General features: G+C 35.3%; 19 protein-coding genes. 13 read left to right on the top strand and 6 right to left on the bottom strand.

Annotated features, from left to right (window positions below; all coding sequences use genetic code 11):
• Positions 1-46: 46 nt before the first annotated feature.
• The gene (locus A1704_RS16445) at positions 47-724 is read left to right on the top strand and encodes a YceI family protein (RefSeq protein ID WP_062675166.1); all 678 of its coding nucleotides are present in this window, start codon (positions 47-49) and stop codon (positions 722-724) included.
• A gap of 89 nt (positions 725-813) precedes the next feature.
• Here the strand turns inward: A1704_RS16445 and A1704_RS16440 are convergent, their stop codons facing one another.
• Complete coding sequence (locus tag A1704_RS16440) at positions 814-1,170, bottom strand: hypothetical protein (RefSeq protein ID WP_062675165.1); 357 nt, start codon at positions 1,168-1,170, stop codon at positions 814-816.
• A 202-nt stretch (positions 1,171-1,372) separates the two neighbouring features.
• Between A1704_RS16440 and A1704_RS16435 the strand changes: the two genes are divergently transcribed.
• The 8 genes from A1704_RS16435 (at position 1,373) to A1704_RS16400 (ending at position 9,685) form a co-directional block, all read left to right on the top strand.
• On the top strand, positions 1,373-1,627 hold the full coding sequence (locus A1704_RS16435; protein WP_062675164.1) for a DUF1294 domain-containing protein: 255 nt from the start codon (positions 1,373-1,375) through the stop codon (positions 1,625-1,627).
• Positions 1,628-1,733: 106 nt separating this feature from the next.
• Positions 1,734-1,940 (top strand): bacteriocin-like protein, encoded by a 207-nt coding sequence (locus tag A1704_RS16430; protein WP_062675163.1) that lies wholly within the window; start codon positions 1,734-1,736, stop codon positions 1,938-1,940.
• 136 nt (positions 1,941-2,076) lie between these two features.
• The gene (gene typA / locus A1704_RS16425; protein WP_062675162.1) at positions 2,077-3,882 is read left to right on the top strand and encodes a translational GTPase TypA; all 1,806 of its coding nucleotides are present in this window, start codon (positions 2,077-2,079) and stop codon (positions 3,880-3,882) included.
• A 55-nt stretch (positions 3,883-3,937) separates the two neighbouring features.
• Positions 3,938-4,771: a formyltetrahydrofolate deformylase gene (gene purU, locus A1704_RS16420; RefSeq protein ID WP_202967945.1), complete on the top strand. Its 834-nt coding sequence runs from the start codon at positions 3,938-3,940 to the stop codon at positions 4,769-4,771.
• Positions 4,772-4,842: 71 nt separating this feature from the next.
• Positions 4,843-6,459, top strand: coding sequence for a glycoside hydrolase family 10 protein (locus tag A1704_RS16415; RefSeq protein WP_062675161.1), 1,617 nt, complete (start codon positions 4,843-4,845; stop codon positions 6,457-6,459).
• 243 nt (positions 6,460-6,702) lie between these two features.
• A complete protein-coding gene (locus tag A1704_RS16410) occupies positions 6,703-7,254 on the top strand; it encodes a ferritin (protein ID WP_062675160.1) in 552 nt (183 codons plus the stop codon).
• Positions 7,255-7,430: 176 nt separating this feature from the next.
• The gene (gene ychF / locus A1704_RS16405) at positions 7,431-8,522 is read left to right on the top strand and encodes a redox-regulated ATPase YchF (protein WP_062675159.1); all 1,092 of its coding nucleotides are present in this window, start codon (positions 7,431-7,433) and stop codon (positions 8,520-8,522) included.
• An 83-nt stretch (positions 8,523-8,605) separates the two neighbouring features.
• The gene (locus tag A1704_RS16400) at positions 8,606-9,685 is read left to right on the top strand and encodes a hypothetical protein (protein WP_062675158.1); all 1,080 of its coding nucleotides are present in this window, start codon (positions 8,606-8,608) and stop codon (positions 9,683-9,685) included.
• Positions 9,686-9,739: 54 nt separating this feature from the next.
• Here A1704_RS16400 and A1704_RS24075 read toward each other — a convergent pair whose 3' ends face one another.
• From A1704_RS24075 to A1704_RS16390, 4 genes are read right to left on the bottom strand one after another with little or no spacing between them, the layout of a single operon-like run.
• On the bottom strand, positions 9,740-9,991 hold the full coding sequence (locus tag A1704_RS24075) for a bacteriocin (protein WP_082798802.1): 252 nt from the start codon (positions 9,989-9,991) through the stop codon (positions 9,740-9,742).
• Between the two features lie 38 nt (positions 9,992-10,029).
• Positions 10,030-10,188: a hypothetical protein gene (locus A1704_RS24735; RefSeq protein ID WP_167348781.1), complete on the bottom strand. Its 159-nt coding sequence runs from the start codon at positions 10,186-10,188 to the stop codon at positions 10,030-10,032.
• Positions 10,189-10,224: 36 nt separating this feature from the next.
• Complete coding sequence (locus A1704_RS16395; protein WP_062675157.1) at positions 10,225-10,422, bottom strand: hypothetical protein; 198 nt, start codon at positions 10,420-10,422, stop codon at positions 10,225-10,227.
• Positions 10,423-10,452: 30 nt separating this feature from the next.
• On the bottom strand, positions 10,453-10,641 hold the full coding sequence (locus A1704_RS16390) for a hypothetical protein (protein ID WP_062675156.1): 189 nt from the start codon (positions 10,639-10,641) through the stop codon (positions 10,453-10,455).
• 278 nt (positions 10,642-10,919) lie between these two features.
• Between A1704_RS16390 and A1704_RS16385 the strand changes: the two genes are divergently transcribed.
• From A1704_RS16385 to cls, 3 genes are all read left to right on the top strand, one after another.
• A complete protein-coding gene (locus A1704_RS16385) occupies positions 10,920-11,858 on the top strand; it encodes a helix-turn-helix domain-containing protein (RefSeq protein WP_062675155.1) in 939 nt (312 codons plus the stop codon).
• An 89-nt stretch (positions 11,859-11,947) separates the two neighbouring features.
• Complete coding sequence (locus A1704_RS16380; protein WP_062675154.1) at positions 11,948-12,712, top strand: SDR family NAD(P)-dependent oxidoreductase; 765 nt, start codon at positions 11,948-11,950, stop codon at positions 12,710-12,712.
• 79 nt (positions 12,713-12,791) lie between these two features.
• Entirely contained in the window at positions 12,792-14,258 is a 1,467-nt protein-coding gene (gene cls, locus A1704_RS16375) for a cardiolipin synthase (RefSeq protein WP_062675153.1), read from the top strand.
• A gap of 91 nt (positions 14,259-14,349) precedes the next feature.
• Here the strand turns inward: cls and A1704_RS16370 are convergent, their stop codons facing one another.
• Positions 14,350-15,498: a methionine aminotransferase gene (locus tag A1704_RS16370; protein WP_062675152.1), complete on the bottom strand. Its 1,149-nt coding sequence runs from the start codon at positions 15,496-15,498 to the stop codon at positions 14,350-14,352.
• A 224-nt stretch (positions 15,499-15,722) separates the two neighbouring features.
• Between A1704_RS16370 and A1704_RS16365 the strand changes: the two genes are divergently transcribed.
• Positions 15,723-16,262 (top strand): DUF2867 domain-containing protein, encoded by a 540-nt coding sequence (locus A1704_RS16365; protein ID WP_062675151.1) that lies wholly within the window; start codon positions 15,723-15,725, stop codon positions 16,260-16,262.
• Positions 16,263-16,349: the final 87 nt, after the last annotated feature.

Raw genomic sequence — 16,349 nt, 5'->3', positions numbered from 1 at the left:
CCCGAAAACAACAAAATTTCAATAAACTTTTTTAAAACAGTTCAATATGAAAAAAATTAGCGTAATTGCATTAGTAGGAGTAGGATTGCTTTTGGCATCATGTGATAAAGGAAAAACAGCAGAAACAGCAGCTACGGCTCAGGAACAAACTGTAGCAGAGAGCAAAGGAGAAACACTGGCAGTAGATACAGTAGGTTCTGTAGTAAACTGGAAAGCTTTCCACAAAGGAGGAATGGCACCTCGTTGGGGAACACTGACAGTGAAGTCAGGAGATATCAGTGTTGATGCAGGTCAGGTTTCTGCAGGAAACTTTGTAATTGATATGAATTCTATCAAGGTAGATCCGGCTTCAGTAACAGAAAAAGATAAAAAACCGGCTGATCTTGAGGCGCACTTAAAAAATCCTGATTTCTTTGATGTGGCTAAAAACCCTACTTCAGATTTCAAAATTACAAGTGTTACAGATTTGAAAGAAGCACCAAAAGATGCTGTAGCAGGAGCTAATAAAACGGTAAGCGGAAACCTTACTTTATCAGGAAAAACAATGAATGTTACGTTCCCTGCGAAAGTAGAGGTAGCAGAAAATTCAGCAGCTATTCAGGCTAAATTCACTGTAAACAGAGCCGATTGGGGACTTAAATTCGGTACTTCTGAAGCAGATCCTGCAGAATGGATGATCAGCAAAGACATCGAGATTGCAATTGACGTAAAAGCTAAAAAATAAGTTATTTAAACATTTATAACTACAAGAGCTGTCTTTATGAAGACAGCTCTTTTTATTTGAAAATTTTTTTGCTCAAATGGAAAAGGAAATTAATTTACAATCTTGGAGTTCTGGATTCTTACACAATATTCACTTCCCAGATATAAAGGATTTCCGTGCTTCTCAGACCAGAATCCATCCAGTACGTCTTTATTCAGGCACCGGTACACAGCAACTCCTTTATAGGTTTTGTCATCTTCTCCTTCGTAGTTGAAATTAATCACTAAAATTTGGTCTTTATAAAATCCTGTCCCGTTTTGCTGATGGTCGCCAATTATCCATTGAGCAATAATGCGATTATTTTCATCAACAGATAAGGTCAATATACCATGATAAGTTGGCAGGAAAGATTCCTCCTGATTGCTTCCTTCAATAGAGTAGCTTCCCGCCAGATCGTGTACTGTCATTGATTTATTTTTTAAGAGCAAATTTAAAACATTAAGATCATATTGAATAATATTCATTGTACACTTAAAAATTAGAATGATTTACCTTAACTACAATAAATATACTTTACTTTGTAAATCTTCCTTAATGGTTTAAAAATAGTGAAGGTGTAAGTATATTTTTATAAATTAAGCTCTATTTTTGCGGCAAATTAAATGAAGAATGATTCCTTTTCTGTTGATAATAAACGTGCTCGCATTATGTGCTTTTGGTTTTGATAAATGGCAAGCCAAAAAGCATCAATGGAGAATTTCCGAAAATACCCTTTTAGGAATTTCTCTACTTGGCGGAATTATAGGAGCCGCTGCGGGAATGATTTTCTTCAATCATAAAGTTTCCAAGAAATCTTTTCTCATGAAATTTATACTGGTTGTTTTAATTGATCTTGTTATGTTTTACAGGTTGCTAAGGCTCTGAGTGTGAATGTTAAAATAGTTCTCCGAAATGTTAAATATTTGAATAATATATTAATTATTGTGTTTTTTTTATATTTTTATCATGCTAATAACATAAACAAAACAACATGAGAAATCTTAGAAAAATTTCAAGAACTGAAATGAAATCAGTTCAGGGAGGAATCGTTAAAGGAATGGTAAGATGCAAAGATGCCGACACATGCGCCGTAAGATGGGGATGGGCAACCGGATTCTCCAGTAATTGCGCAGAATTTGACATCATATGCGGTGAACCGCCTGTAATAGATCCATGCGAAATACAAGCTTGTGTATAAATAATTTAAAGAGTGTTTTTCGGACACTCTTTTTTATTGTCTTGTAAATAAGTATTTTAAACAAAATATTAAATATTTGTATAACTAAATATTTTTTCATTAAAAATCACTACTTTTGCACCCGTAAAAATCTTTTATGCAAAACATTAGAAATATTGCGATTATCGCACACGTTGACCACGGAAAGACGACTTTGGTTGACAAGATCATTCACGCTACCAACATTTTCAGAGAAAATCAGGAGAGTGGGGAGTTAATTATGGATAACAACGATCTTGAAAGAGAAAGAGGGATCACGATCTTATCCAAGAATATTTCTGTTACTTATAAAGACACAAAAATTAACGTAATCGATACTCCTGGTCACGCCGATTTTGGTGGAGAAGTAGAAAGAGTATTGAAAATGGCTGATGGGGTTATTTTGTTGGTGGATGCGTTCGAAGGACCAATGCCGCAAACAAGATTCGTACTTCAGAAAGCTTTGGAATTAGGATTGAGACCATTAGTGGTTATCAATAAAGTAGATAAACCAAACTGTCGTCCTGACGAAGTTCATGATAAAGTATTTGACCTGTTCTTCAACCTTGATGCTACAGAAGAGCAATTGGATTTCCCTACATTCTACGGATCTTCAAAACAAGGATGGTTCAACACTTCATTAGAGCAAACTGAAGATATCTTACCATTATTGGATGGTATTTTACAATATGTTCCTGAACCGAAAGTAACAGAAGGTAATCTTCAGATGCAGATTACTTCTCTAGACTTCTCTTCTTTCTTAGGAAGAATTGCAATCGGGAAAGTGACAAGAGGTGAGATCAAAGAATCTCAATGGATTGGTCTTGCTCAAGCAGATGGTAAAATTGTAAAAGGAAAAGTAAAAGAACTTTACGTTTTCGAAGGATTAGGAAAGAAAAAAGTAACTGAAGTACAAGCTGGAGATATCTGTGCTGTAGTAGGATTTGATGCATTCCAGATCGGTGATTCTTTCGTTGATCTTGAAAATCCTGAGCCATTGGAAAGAACTGCAATTGATGAGCCTACATTGAACATGACGTTCTCTATCAACAATTCTCCTTTCTTTGGTAAAGACGGTAAATATGTTACTTCTAATCACCTGAAAGAAAGATTAACAAAAGAATTAGAGAAAAACCTTGCCTTAAGAGTTCAGCAGACTGATGATGCCAATACATTCCTTGTATTCGGTAGAGGTATTCTTCACTTATCAGTTTTGATCGAAACAATGAGAAGAGAAGGTTACGAAATGACAATTGGTCAGCCGCAGGTTATCTTCAGAGAAATTGATGGTGAGAAATGTGAGCCTTATGAATCTTTGGTTGTTGACGTTCCTGAAGAATTTGCTTCAAGAGTTATTGACCTGGCAACTCAGAGAAAAGGTGACCTTCACATTATGGAAACTAAAGGTGAAATGCAGCACATGGAATTCGAAATTCCTTCAAGAGGTTTGATCGGATTACGTTCTCAGATGTTGACAGCTACGGCTGGTGAAGCTATTATGGCACACCGTTTCACAGAATATAAGCCTTTCAAAGGTGCTATTCCGGGAAGAAACAATGGTGTTTTGATCAGCAAAACAACTGGTCCTGCTACAGAATATTCTATTGCTAAACTTCAGGATAGAGGTAAGTTCTTCGTTGATCCGGGTGAGGAAATCTACACAGGGATGATCATTGGTGAGCAAAACAAACCTGGAGACCTGGTAGTAAACATCGTAGAAGCAAAACAGCTGAACAACATGAGAGCTTCAGGAAAAGATAAAGATACTGGTGTTGCTCCGAAAATCTTATTCTCACTTGAAGAATGTATGGAATACATCCAGGGTGATGAAGCAATTGAGGTAACTCCGAACTTCATCAGAATGAGAAAGAAAATTCTTTCTGAAGAAGAAAGAAAAAGAGTAGAAAGATCTGCGAAAGCATAATCTAAATAATTTTTAAAGTCCTCAGTAATGAGGATTTTTTTATTTAAAAAAACAAATGATGAATTTTATTTTTAAAATCGCCTGTAAAGATGAAAAAGGTTTAGTGCATAAGATCTCGGATGTGCTGTTGAAAAACAATCTTAATATTGTGAAAAATGACGAGTTTGTGGACAGAGAAAAGTCATTGTTCTTTATGAGAACCGAAGTTTCGGGCATTGCTGATCCTCAAAAAGTGATGGAGCAAATCAAAGATCAATTGGGGGATTGCAACATTGAACTAAGCAAAAATGCACCCAAAAATATTGTTGTTTTGGTGACAAAAGAACATCATTGTTTGTCAGATTTGCTGATCAGAAACCATTTCAAGGATCTTAACTTTAATATTCTGGCGGTTATCGGGAATTATGAAAGTCTAAAAGATATGACAGAGAAATTCGGTGTTCCGTTTCACTATATTTCTACAGAAAATATCACAAGAGAGGAGCATGAAATTCAAATCATGCAAACCCTCAAAAATTATGAATTTGATTATCTGGTTTTAGCCAAGTTTATGAGAATCCTTTCGACCAATTTTGTTGAAAAATTTAAAGGAAGAATAGTTAACATACATCATTCATTTTTACCTGCTTTTATTGGTGCGAATCCGTACAGACAGGCTTTTGAAAGAGGAGTAAAAATTATTGGAGCAACAGCACATTTTGTGACTGATGATCTGGATGAAGGCCCAATAATCTATCAGGATATTATCAAGGTGAGTCATTCCAAAACAGCAAAAGGTCTTGCGAATCTGGGAAGGGATGTTGAAAGAAATGTCCTGGCAAATGCTTTGAAACTGGTTTTTGAAGATAAAGTTTTTATTGATGGAAATAAGACTATTATTTTTGAATGATGAGTTAAAAATATAATTTATTATAATAAATTTTAAAAGCTAAAAAATAATTTATTGTAGTTTTGCAGACTATGAGAATGAATAAATTAAAACTTATCGTTTTATTGGGCGTTTTTGCATCGTATACTACCTCATGTTCCGTTCAGAACAATGTTGTAAAAACACCCTCCACGAAGAATCCGACAAAACCAACCAACAATACAAATCCTCCAAAAGTAATTCCGGTAGCAACAAAACCAACAACAGGAACAGCAGCTTCAACGGAAGAAAATTTCAGAACCAATCTTCCGGAAATCAAAAGAGAATTCCGCGGAGCATGGATTGCCAGTGTTGCCAATATCAACTGGCCTTCAAGAAATGATCTTACAGTGGAACAGCAGAAAGCAGAAGCAATCAGCATGCTTGATATGCTGAAAGATAATAATTTCAACGCTGCTATTTTCCAGATCAGACCTTCTGCAGATGCACTTTATACAAGTAATATCGAACCATGGTCTTACTTTCTGACCGGAGAAACAGGAACTGCACCATATCCCAATTATGATCCGCTTCAGTTTTGGATCGAAGAAGCTCATAAAAGAGGATTGGAACTTCATGTCTGGTTGAATCCTTACCGAGCACATCATACCAACGGAGGAGCTGTGAATAAGCTGTCAATGGCAAACAAACTCTCTGATATAGTTGTCAGACTAAAGAATGGAATGTATTGGTTTGATCCGGCTAATCCGAAAACACAAGGCCATGTGTCCAATGTGGTAAAAGATATTGTAAAAAGATATGATATTGATGCTGTGCATTTCGATGATTATTTCTATCCTTATGCTACTTACAATAAAGGAGCAGATTTTCCAGATAACGCCAGTTGGAATGCTTACTTAAGCAACGGAGGGACTTTATCCAGGGCAGATTGGAGAAGAGATAATGTGAATAAATTTGTAGAACGTATCTATAAAGAAATTCATGCAGAAAAAAATAATGTAAGATTCGGGATCAGCCCGTTCGGAATTTGGAAACCCGGATATCCGATGGGAATTATAGGTTCCTCTCAATATGACGAGCTTTATGCAGATGCTAAATTATGGTTAAATAAAGGCTGGGTAGATTATTTCTCTCCACAGCTTTACTGGCCCATAGATTCTAAAGGACAAAGCTTTGAAGCTCTGTTAAGCTGGTGGCAGTCCGAAAATACAATGAATCGTCATTTATGGCCGGGATTGAATACTGTTGAGATTAAAGTATCAGACCGTCCAACAGAAATCAAAAACCAGATTGCTATTTCCAGAAATATCCTTAAAAATGATGCAGGAGAAATTCACTGGAGCATTGCAGGGCTTACCAAAAACCCCAATATGCTTCCCGCTTTGAAAAACGGTCCATACAATGAGAAAGCACTAGTTCCGAAATTTCCATGGATAAAAGCTGTTCCATTGCAGACGCCTACCTTATTTATTGCTGATAACGGAAGCTTTGCTCAGACAAGCTGGAGTACAAAAAATGCTGCCGATGTCTTTCTATGGGTGCTTTTTACTCAATATAACGGAGTATGGCAAACAGAAATTTTAACGCTTGATACCCTTTCAAAAGACATTCCTAAATCTAAAGATGGGAAAAAACTTAACGCAGTGGCCATCAAAGCCATCGATAGATTAGGAAATGAAAGTGATTATACAGCAAGAAGGATTAAATAGTAGGAATACAATCCATTATAAATTGGTCATTGCGAACCTTTAGGTGAAGCAATCTCAATCATAAATTAAAAAAACCGGTTCTCAGGCAGAACCGGTTTTATTTTAGAATAACTATAAATTATTAGCTTAAATGATTGTAAACCAGTACTATTTTTAAGCGTGGTATGGGATTTTATAGCAAATAATGAACTTATCGGAACTGTTTTTGCATGATTCATTCTATAATCACCAAAATATAACATTATGAATACTAAAAGACTTTCCACCAACATGGAAAAGGCATTAAGTGATCAGATGAACAAGGAAATTCATGCATCACACGTTTTTTTATCCTACGGAATTTGGGCTGATGATAAAGGTTATCAGGGAATTGCCAACTTTCTTTATCGCCATGCTCAGGAAGAAAGAAATCACTCGATCAAATTCATGGAATATATTTTAAACAGAGGAGGAAAACCAAAGGTAGACGCTATTCCTGCTCCTCCCGCAGATCCCGAAAGCCTTACTGCCTGCTTTGATGGTGTATTTAAACATGAAGTTGACAATACCACTGCTATTTACAGAATCGTAGATCTTTCTATGGAAGAAAAAGACTGGGCTACATGGAATTTTATGCAATGGTTTGTTCAGGAACAGATTGAAGAGGAAACATTGGCTCAAAACTTAATAGATAAATTGAAAATCGCAGGAGGTGACAGAGCTACTGACGAATCTTTATTTACTTTAGATAAAACTTTAGAGGAAGCACCGAATGATGTTCCGCTGGCCCAGAACGCTACGGGAGCTAACCCATAAACATCCGGTGAATCCAAACCTTTTGAAAATCTGTCAGAATTTGGCAGATTTTTTTATTATGAAACTCTGTCAAAAATCACTATCTTTGCACACTCGTAATTCAAGGTTCTGAGTTCAATGTTTAAAGTTGGAGAAACCTTGAGTTACCCTAAACCTTAAACTTTGAATTTTACAATATGAAATGTGGAATCGTAGGCTTACCGAATGTAGGTAAATCAACTCTTTTTAACTGTCTGAGCAACGCAAAAGCTCAATCAGCAAACTATCCTTTCTGTACGATTGAACCGAACCTTGGAACGGTTTCTGTACCGGATCAGAGATTGTTTGAACTCGAGAAAATCGTAAAACCTGAAAGAGTTTTACCCGCTGTAGTTGAGATTGTTGATATTGCAGGTCTTGTAAAAGGAGCCAGCAAAGGAGAAGGATTGGGGAACCAGTTCTTAGCTAATATCCGTGAGTGTGAAGCGATTATTCATGTTTTAAGATGTTTTGATAACGGAAATATCGTTCACGTAGAAGGTTCAGTAGACCCATTAAGAGATAAAGAAATTATTGATATAGAGCTTCAGCTGAAAGACCTTGAAACCGTAGGAAAAGCAGTTGAGAAAGCTAAAAAATTCATCAAATCAGGGAAGAAAGAAGATATCCTTACTTACGAAACTCTTCAGAACTTACAGAAATTCCTTGAAGATGGTAAAAATGCAAGAGAATTTGCCACTGATGACTTTACAAAATCAATCATCGGAGAAGTTCAATTGTTGACAAATAAACCGGTTCTTTACGTTTGTAACGTAGATGAAAACTCTATCAAAAACGGAAATGAGTGGATTGCTAAGATTGAAGAAATGGCTAAAGGCGAAGGTGCTGAAGTAGTCGTATTAGCCGCTCAGATCGAAGCTGATATCAATGAGCTTGAAACTTTCGAAGAAAGAGAAATTTTCCTTGATGAGCTAGGGCTTACAGAACCTGGTGTTAACCGTTTGATCAGAAAAGCGTATGATCTTTTGAAACTTCAGACGTATTTTACAGCTGGGGTAAAAGAAGTAAGAGCCTGGACTATCGGACAGGGATGGACTGCTCCACAAGCTGCAGGAGTAATCCACACAGACTTTGAAAAAGGATTTATCCGTGCAGAAGTAATCAAGTATAACGATTACGTAAACTATGGTTCTGAAGTAAAAGTAAAAGAAGCTGGAAAGCTTTCTGTAGAAGGTAAAGAATATATCGTACAGGATGGCGACATCATGCACTTTAGATTCAACGTATAAGAAAAGTATTAAAGTTAGTTATAAAAAAAAGCGTTTCCATGAATTTGGGAGCGTTTTTTGCTTTTATACATCAAACTTTAACTATGAAAATCTGTTATTTTACAATTCTTATTTTATTTTTTTCATGTTCTCAATCTGTTGAGAAAAACTGTTTTACCAACAGAAGAGATCAGGTGTTTGAAGTTTATAAGGAACAGAAGCCTTATACTGTGAAACAGATACTGAATAAAAAGGTTGATTATTTAGAAATTACTAGCCTTAAGAAATACCGCAGTTTTAGGCAAGACAGTGTTGAATCTTTTACCCATGCAGGATCTGAAGTATATGAAAAAATGGAAAAAAGGCTGGAAAGTCAGTTTAAAGTGTTCAGAGAGAAATTTTCAGATCAGTTTGCGTTTTATTCTTCGCAGCAGGTAGGGAATGTTTTGTATGGTTTAGGACGAAACAGACTTGGCTTCTGGCTTCTGACTATTGAAAATGAAAAACCTAAAGCATATTTTCTTGGATTGAGTTTCAGCCATTATTACATCAACGAAATTCAGGAATTGCCTATTATCAAAGATGGGTTTCTTCAGTTTGAAGGAAGTCTTGTGAAAATTGTAAAGGTAGGAGGGCTTCCCGGATATGATGATTATTCTGCAATGGAAGACGGGAAACTTTTTAAAATGAACCTGAAAGATGTAACGAAGGATTCTGATCATGATGGTTATAATGATATCTTTGAGAAAAGTTTTGGACTTAATCAGATGGATGAGGATACAGATGGAGATGGCATTAATGACTTTGAGGATATGAATCCTTTATTTAAATCTGAGAAGAACAAATTTACTCAGCTTTATGAGCTTTTACAGCCCAATAATGGAATGATTAATATGAAAAAACTACATTATACATTTCAGATTTATGAAACTGATTGTGACTATTTTCATCACATTAACTCTGAGGCAAGAGTACTATTTGTTTCGGAAGATAAAAATAAGCAAACTCCTTATCTGAGGATTACGGATGTAACAGACAGGAACATTTCCAAAATTCAAACCAATGATAAAGATCCGAATATATTCTATATCTATGTTTCAGGAAGTGGATTTACTAATGATTATGCTGCAGAGTATATAAAGGGAAAATGGATGCTAAAAGATCTAGGTGGTACTGTGAGCTAAATGAATACAAATTAAAAATCGCTTCTTTTTAAAGAAGCGATTCATTTAATATCATTATAATATTGGAGGCTCTAAGTTTGGCCAACATGGTGGTTCTACACAATTAAAAGACCTTTTTATACAAGTATTTGATGTTGGCATGCACACTTCTGTTACCCCAGGACGGCATTGCTTTTCATAGCATGATGGATGAATTTGTGCACATCCTCCGTTAGCTCCTCCAGCACATATCATTACGCCTCCTTTAATGGTTTTCAACTCTTTTTTATTAAGTTTTTTACCATTATTTAAATGTTGGTTTCTCATTCGTTTAAGTTTTTTTTATGGTTTAGTTTTTTTTGCTTTTACAATTCAATACCAGGCTGGCATTGAATTTCTGCACAGGCAAAAGAATATTTCTTACAAGTAAGGTCTGGAAGCAAGCACATTTCTTTTCCACCAGTAATTACTCTTAATTGTTTTTTATTCAATTTTTTTCCGTGATTTAAATCTTGATTTTTCATAATGTTTAATTTTTGGTTTAGTGAAGAATTCTATCTTTATGGTTGTGGTCTGCAGATTTTTTGGGCGCATCCCACAGAAATTTTAGTGCAGTTTCTGACATCGTCAGGGGGATAAGTTTCACAAGGAAATTCTGTACATGGTCTTGGTTCCATACAATCTAACATACCTCCTAAAATAGTTTTTAATTGTTTTTTTTCAAGCTTTTTACCTTTGCTTAATTCTACCTTTTTCATAATTTTTTTTTTTATTAAATGATGTTTTATTTATAATTGAGGTCTGCACTCTTTTTGTGCACATTTTGGAGAAATGATTGTGCATCCATATGGATCAGAAGAAGGCTCGCAAGGGGTAGGACAAAGAACCGGTTCCATACAGTTGATAAGACCACCTTTAATGGTTCTTAATTCTTTTTTGTTTAATTTTTTTCCGATTTGACTGATTTGATTTCTCATTGATTTGATTTTTAATGGGTTAGTTTTAACGAAAATAATAAAAATAAATGAGTTATATCACTGTATATAGAAAAAAATGAAAAAAATATAATGTTGTATCTGTAATATTGTGATAAATTTTCAATAGAATAAGTGATTCCATTGAAATTTTCAATAAATCCATATGGTGTGTTTTTTTGAAATTTAAAAAAGTCTTGAGATCGGACGAGCAATCTGTAATCATTTCAAAAAAGGTTGATTGATAACTTCGTATATTTGAATTTTACAAATCATCTGCGATGGAAAAAATTGCACATACCTCACTGGAAGATTTTTACAAGGAGATGGCTGCCAAACTGGGCAAGGATCTTGAAAGTATTTTTCCAAAAGGACTTCATAAAGACATTGGTCACTTTAATGTTTTTGATATTGCCCAAACGATAGAAAGAGCCAAGACTACTTCTGAAATGCCTTATAATAGAAGAAAGTACTATAAAATAAGCTTTATAAAAGGAAGAAATAGAGCAGAATACGCAGACAAAGTAATTTCAATAAAGCAAAACGCTCTATTGTTTGCTACACCTAAAGTTCCCTATCACTGGGTTCCTGAAGCCCCGGATCAGTCCGGAAGTTTCTGTGTTTTTACGGAAGATTTCTTTATTAAGGATAAGTCTTATTACAATCTGGAAGATCTTCCTATTTTTCAGCCAGGCGGAGTTCCTGTTTTTGAAATTGATGGTGAGCTTGCAGAAGAGATTGAAAGCCTCTTTAAAAAGATAAAAAAAGAAATAGATTCAGATTATGTCTTTAAATATGATCTGATCAGAAACTATGTTCTGGAGCTGATTCATTATGGGCAGAAATTACAGCCTGCATCCAAAATTTCGGCTTCAAATGATGCATCCATGCGAGTGGTTTCCTTGTTTATAGAACTGTTGGAAAGACAGTTCCCTATTGAATCATGGGAACAGAGACTACAATTGAAAACGGCAAAAGATTATGCAGACCGATTGGCTGTTCATGTCAATTACTTAAACAAAAGATTAAAGGAAAGCACCGGAAAGACAACCACAGAATTTATTTCGGACCGGATTATTCAGGAAGCTAAAATACTTTTAAAACAGACAAAATGGAATGTTTCAGAAATATCTTACGCCCTGGGATTTGAAGAGATTGCCCATTTTTCCAATTTTTTTAAAAGGAAAACAACGTTTACTCCATTGGAATTTCGTTCCTGATTTGAATTTTGCAAATTTTAGATTGATTCAAGCAAATACTACAGTCTGAAAATATCCCAACTTTGTACCATCAAAATAAGCAAAATACAATGAACACAAAAACAAATATTGCATTGGTAACCGGAGGAAGCCGTGGATTAGGGAAAAATTCGGCACTTAAAATTGCTCAAAAAGGATTAGATGTTATTATTACCTACAGAAGCAACAAAGAAGAAGCTGATGCTGTTGTCTCTGAAATCAAGTCAATGGGAAGAAATGCTACAGCATTTCAGCTTGATACAAAAGATATTAAAAGCTTTGATGCTTTTGTAAAAAACGTAACAGATCATTTGCAGCAAAATACAGGAAGTACTCATATTGATTATCTGATCAATAATGCAGGAACAGCCTTATATTCCCCGATTACGGAAGTAACTGAAGAACAATTGGACGATGTGGTAGATATTCATTTTAAAGGAGTGTTTTTCCTGACTCAAAAATTATTGCCATTTATCAACGATGGAGGAGGTATTATTAATGTCTCTTCAGGGTTGGCGAGATTTGCAACACCTGGATCCTCTGTTTATGGATCTATAAAAGCTGGAGTAGAAATGCTTACGAAATACATGGCTAAAGAGCTCGGTTCAAGAAAAATTAAAGCCAATGTTGTGGCGCCGGGAGCTATTGAAACAGATTTTGGCGGCGGAAGAGTAAGAGACAATGAAGAGATCAATGCCATGGTAGCAGGTGCAACGGCACTGGGAAGAGTAGGTCTTCCGGATGATATTGGTGGAGTGGTGGCATTCCTGTGTATGGAAGATGCAAGGTGGATCAATGGACAAAGAATAGAAGTTTCAGGAGGAATGTTCCTATAGAACTTTAAAGGCCAAAAAGCGAAGTTTTTAATTTCCTTTTTGGCCTTTTTTATTATCTTTAATCTAGAGATCAGTTTATATGATTAAAGAATTTCTTGATCAGTACCCATACCTTCTGCTGGGACTGGAGGCCCTTTATCTTCTCGGGGTTACTTTCCTTGCGGGTAAGATTATTATGGATACCAGAAATACAAGTAAAACACTGGCTTATCTTCTGCTTATTATTTTTCTTCCGGTGGTGGGAATCATTATTTATTTTGTTTTTGGGGTCAACTTCAGGAAGAATAAATTTTATACCTTCAAAATAGAACGTAATGAGCAGATATATCAGAAAGTACAGCAATATATTGAAGAAACCCATCATAAAACACTGAATGGTCATCAGGAAGAATTGCAGAATTTTCTACTCACAGTTAATTTTCTTTATAATGCCGGAAATGCACCCATTTCTCATGGAAATCATACTGAAGTTCTGATCAATGGTGAGGCTAAATTTGAAAAAGTTTTCGAAGTACTTGAAAAGGCAACCCATCATATCCATCTGGAATATTATATTTATGATAATGATGAAGTAGGGAACAGGCTTGCTGATCTATTGATGAAGAAAGCAAAGCAAGGTGTTAAAATACGTTTTCTTTATGATGATCTGGGAAGTGGGAAATTAGGCCGGAAGTTTTTAAAAGGATTACAGAAAGCTGGGGTAGAAGTATCTCCTGTTAACAAAATTACTTTCAGGCTTCTTGCCAACAGAGTGAATTACAGAGATCACAGAAAGATTATTATTGTAGATGGTACTGAGGTTTTTACAGGTGGCATTAATGTTTCGGATAAATACATCAATCCTAATCCAAAACAGTACTGGAGAGACGTTCATCTTTACATTAAAGGAGAAGCTGCTTTTTATTTTCAATTTTTATTTTTCAGCAACTGGGTTTTTGCCACTGAAAAACTTCCTGAAATCTCAACGTCTTATTTCGGTTATAAAAAAACAGAAGCAGGAAGCTCCCTGGTTCAGGTTGCTGCAAGTGGACCTGATACCAGACCTTCTATTATGTTGAGCACCAGTTCGGCCATTCTTTCTGCGAAAAAAAGGGTATATATTGTAACGCCTTATTTTATTCCTGTTGAAACGGTATTGAATGCTATAAAGCAGGCTGGTCTTTCGGGAATTGATGTAAGGCTTATGGTGCCAAAATCAGGAGATTCGGTAGTGGTGAATGCCGCTGCCTATTCCTATTACGAAGAACTTCTGGAGAACAAAGTGAGGGTGTTCTTTTACAAGAAAGGGTTTATTCATGCCAAAACAATGATTGTTGATGACCATTTTTCGTCTGTAGGAACAGCGAATATGGATGTCAGAAGTCAGGAACTTAATTTTGAGGTGAATACATTAATCTTTGATGCTGAAATTAACCTTAAGCTTAAAAATCTTTTTATTGAGGATATGAATGATTGTGAAGAAATCTTCCTTAATACCTGGAAAAAAAGGTCAAAATTCAAAGTTTTTTTTGAACACCTGGCCAGACTGCTTTCTCCGTTAATTTAAAATTCATCTTTGAATAGAAAATAAAAACTCCGGAAACATTTCCGGAGTTGTATGCATAATCTCTTTGCCTCTTTGTTTTAATCAGGAAGTATTAAATCTTTGATAAATTCTCAAGAGCTTTTTCCAGAGTTTCCTGCTTCTTGGCAAAGCATAACCTGATTACATTCTCATTCAGCTTGTTTTTATAGAAAGAAGAGAAGGGAACGCTGGCCACCTTATGATTGATGGTAAGTTCTGAAGCAAAATCAAAATCATTTTTATCAGAAATCTTATCATATTTCAACGCCTGAAAATAAGTTCCTTCACAATCCATAAGTTCGAATGATGTACCTGCAAGACCTTTTCTCAGAAAGTCTCTTTTTTCCTGGAAAAACTGATTCAGATAAGTATAATGTTCGTCATTCTTCATGTATTCTGCCAAAGCCAGCTGAATAGGAGTGTTTACACAAAAAACATTGAATTGATGCACTTTCCTGAATTCTTCTGTTAAACTTTTGGGTGCTGCACAATAGCCCACTTTCCATCCGGTAACATGGAAAAGTTTCCCAAAAGAGGCTACAAGAAGGCTTCTTTCTTTCAATTCCGGATACTTACAGATGCTTAAGTGCTGTTTTCCATCAAAAACAATATTTTCATACACTTCATCACTCAAAATAAGAATGGAAGTGCCTTTTACCAGATTAATAAGTTCTTGTAAGTCATTTTCTTTCAGGATTTTTCCTGAAGGATTGTTAGGATTATTAAGAATGATCATCCTGGTTTTTTCACTGACAAGATTCTTTACTTCCGCCCAGTTGATTTCATAATCCGGAGCTTTCATTTCAAACCGTTTTACAATACCTCCGAAAAGTTCTACAGTAGGTTCATAACAATCATACGCCGGTTCAAAAATAATTACTTCGTCATCCTTTTTAATAAATGATGCAATAGCCGTGAAAATGGCCTGTGTGCCGCCTGCAGTAACTGTTATTTCAGATTCCGGATGGTAAATTGCCTTATGGCTGTTTTCAATTTTTCGTGCAATTTCTTCCTTTAAGCCAATCATTCCGCCAAGAGGAGCATATTGGTTGAAGCCTTTTTTAATAAAATAATCTACATGATTTAATAATTCTGAATCTGGCATAAAATCAGGAAAGCCCTGAGACAGATTGATGGCTTCATTCTCATTGGCAAGCTGAGTCATGTGGCTGAAAATAGTAGTTCCTACATTGGAAAGTTTTGATAAAGGAAGTTGTATCATAAAAACAGTTTTGTTGACCGAATTTAATGAAATAATTAAAACAGATTGAACTTATAGTAATAAAAATTAGAAAATAGCATATTTAAAAAGAATAATGAAAAATTTTAAAATTAAATGTCAGTTTCGGAATATACAACAAATCTAAACATTTGTTTAAATTTCCCTTTTAAATCAATGAAAAGATACTTACATTTGTTAGACCAACAACCATAAAAACAATGACAATGAGGATTAATAAGACAGAGTTTCCTGAAAAGTCTATTTTATCTCAGGGGAAAAAAGATTTTGATTATATGGATAGTTTTCAGGGAGAACTTGCCAATGACGGAGGAAACATCGATATCTCGGAAATAGGAAAGGCTTTCTTTACAAGCGGACCAAAATGGGGAAAGAAAATGTTTGCTTTCAGAAATAAGATAATGGGATTATTCGGATTAAAAACCGGAAATGAAGCAGAAAAGCAACCAAAAGAGAAGGATTTTCAATGTGAAGTAGGAGAGCGTGTAGGGCTTTTTAAGGTGTTTGATAAAACCAACAACGAAATTGTTCTGGGAGAAGATGACAAGCATCTGGATTTCAGAGTTTCTCTTTTCATAGACAAGAATAAAAAAGAGATCAATAAAAACTCCCTTACCATATCCACTACTGTAAAATTTCATAACTGGCTGGGAGTACTGTATTTTTTACCCGTTCGGCCTTTCCATAAAATGATTGTACCAGCGATGCTGAAAAATATGATTGGGCAGCTGGAAAATAAAAGGTAATATTTTGAATCCTTACATGAAGTAGGACTGAAATAAATTAGTTATATAAAACGACCATCCTGTTGTAAGGATGGTCGTTATTTTTAA

Source organism: Chryseobacterium cucumeris, assembly GCF_001593385.1.
GTDB lineage: Bacteria > Bacteroidota > Bacteroidia > Flavobacteriales > Weeksellaceae > Chryseobacterium > Chryseobacterium cucumeris.
The sequence above is the reverse complement of the archived record's forward strand: the minus strand, read 5'-3'. Positions and strand labels throughout refer to the sequence as shown.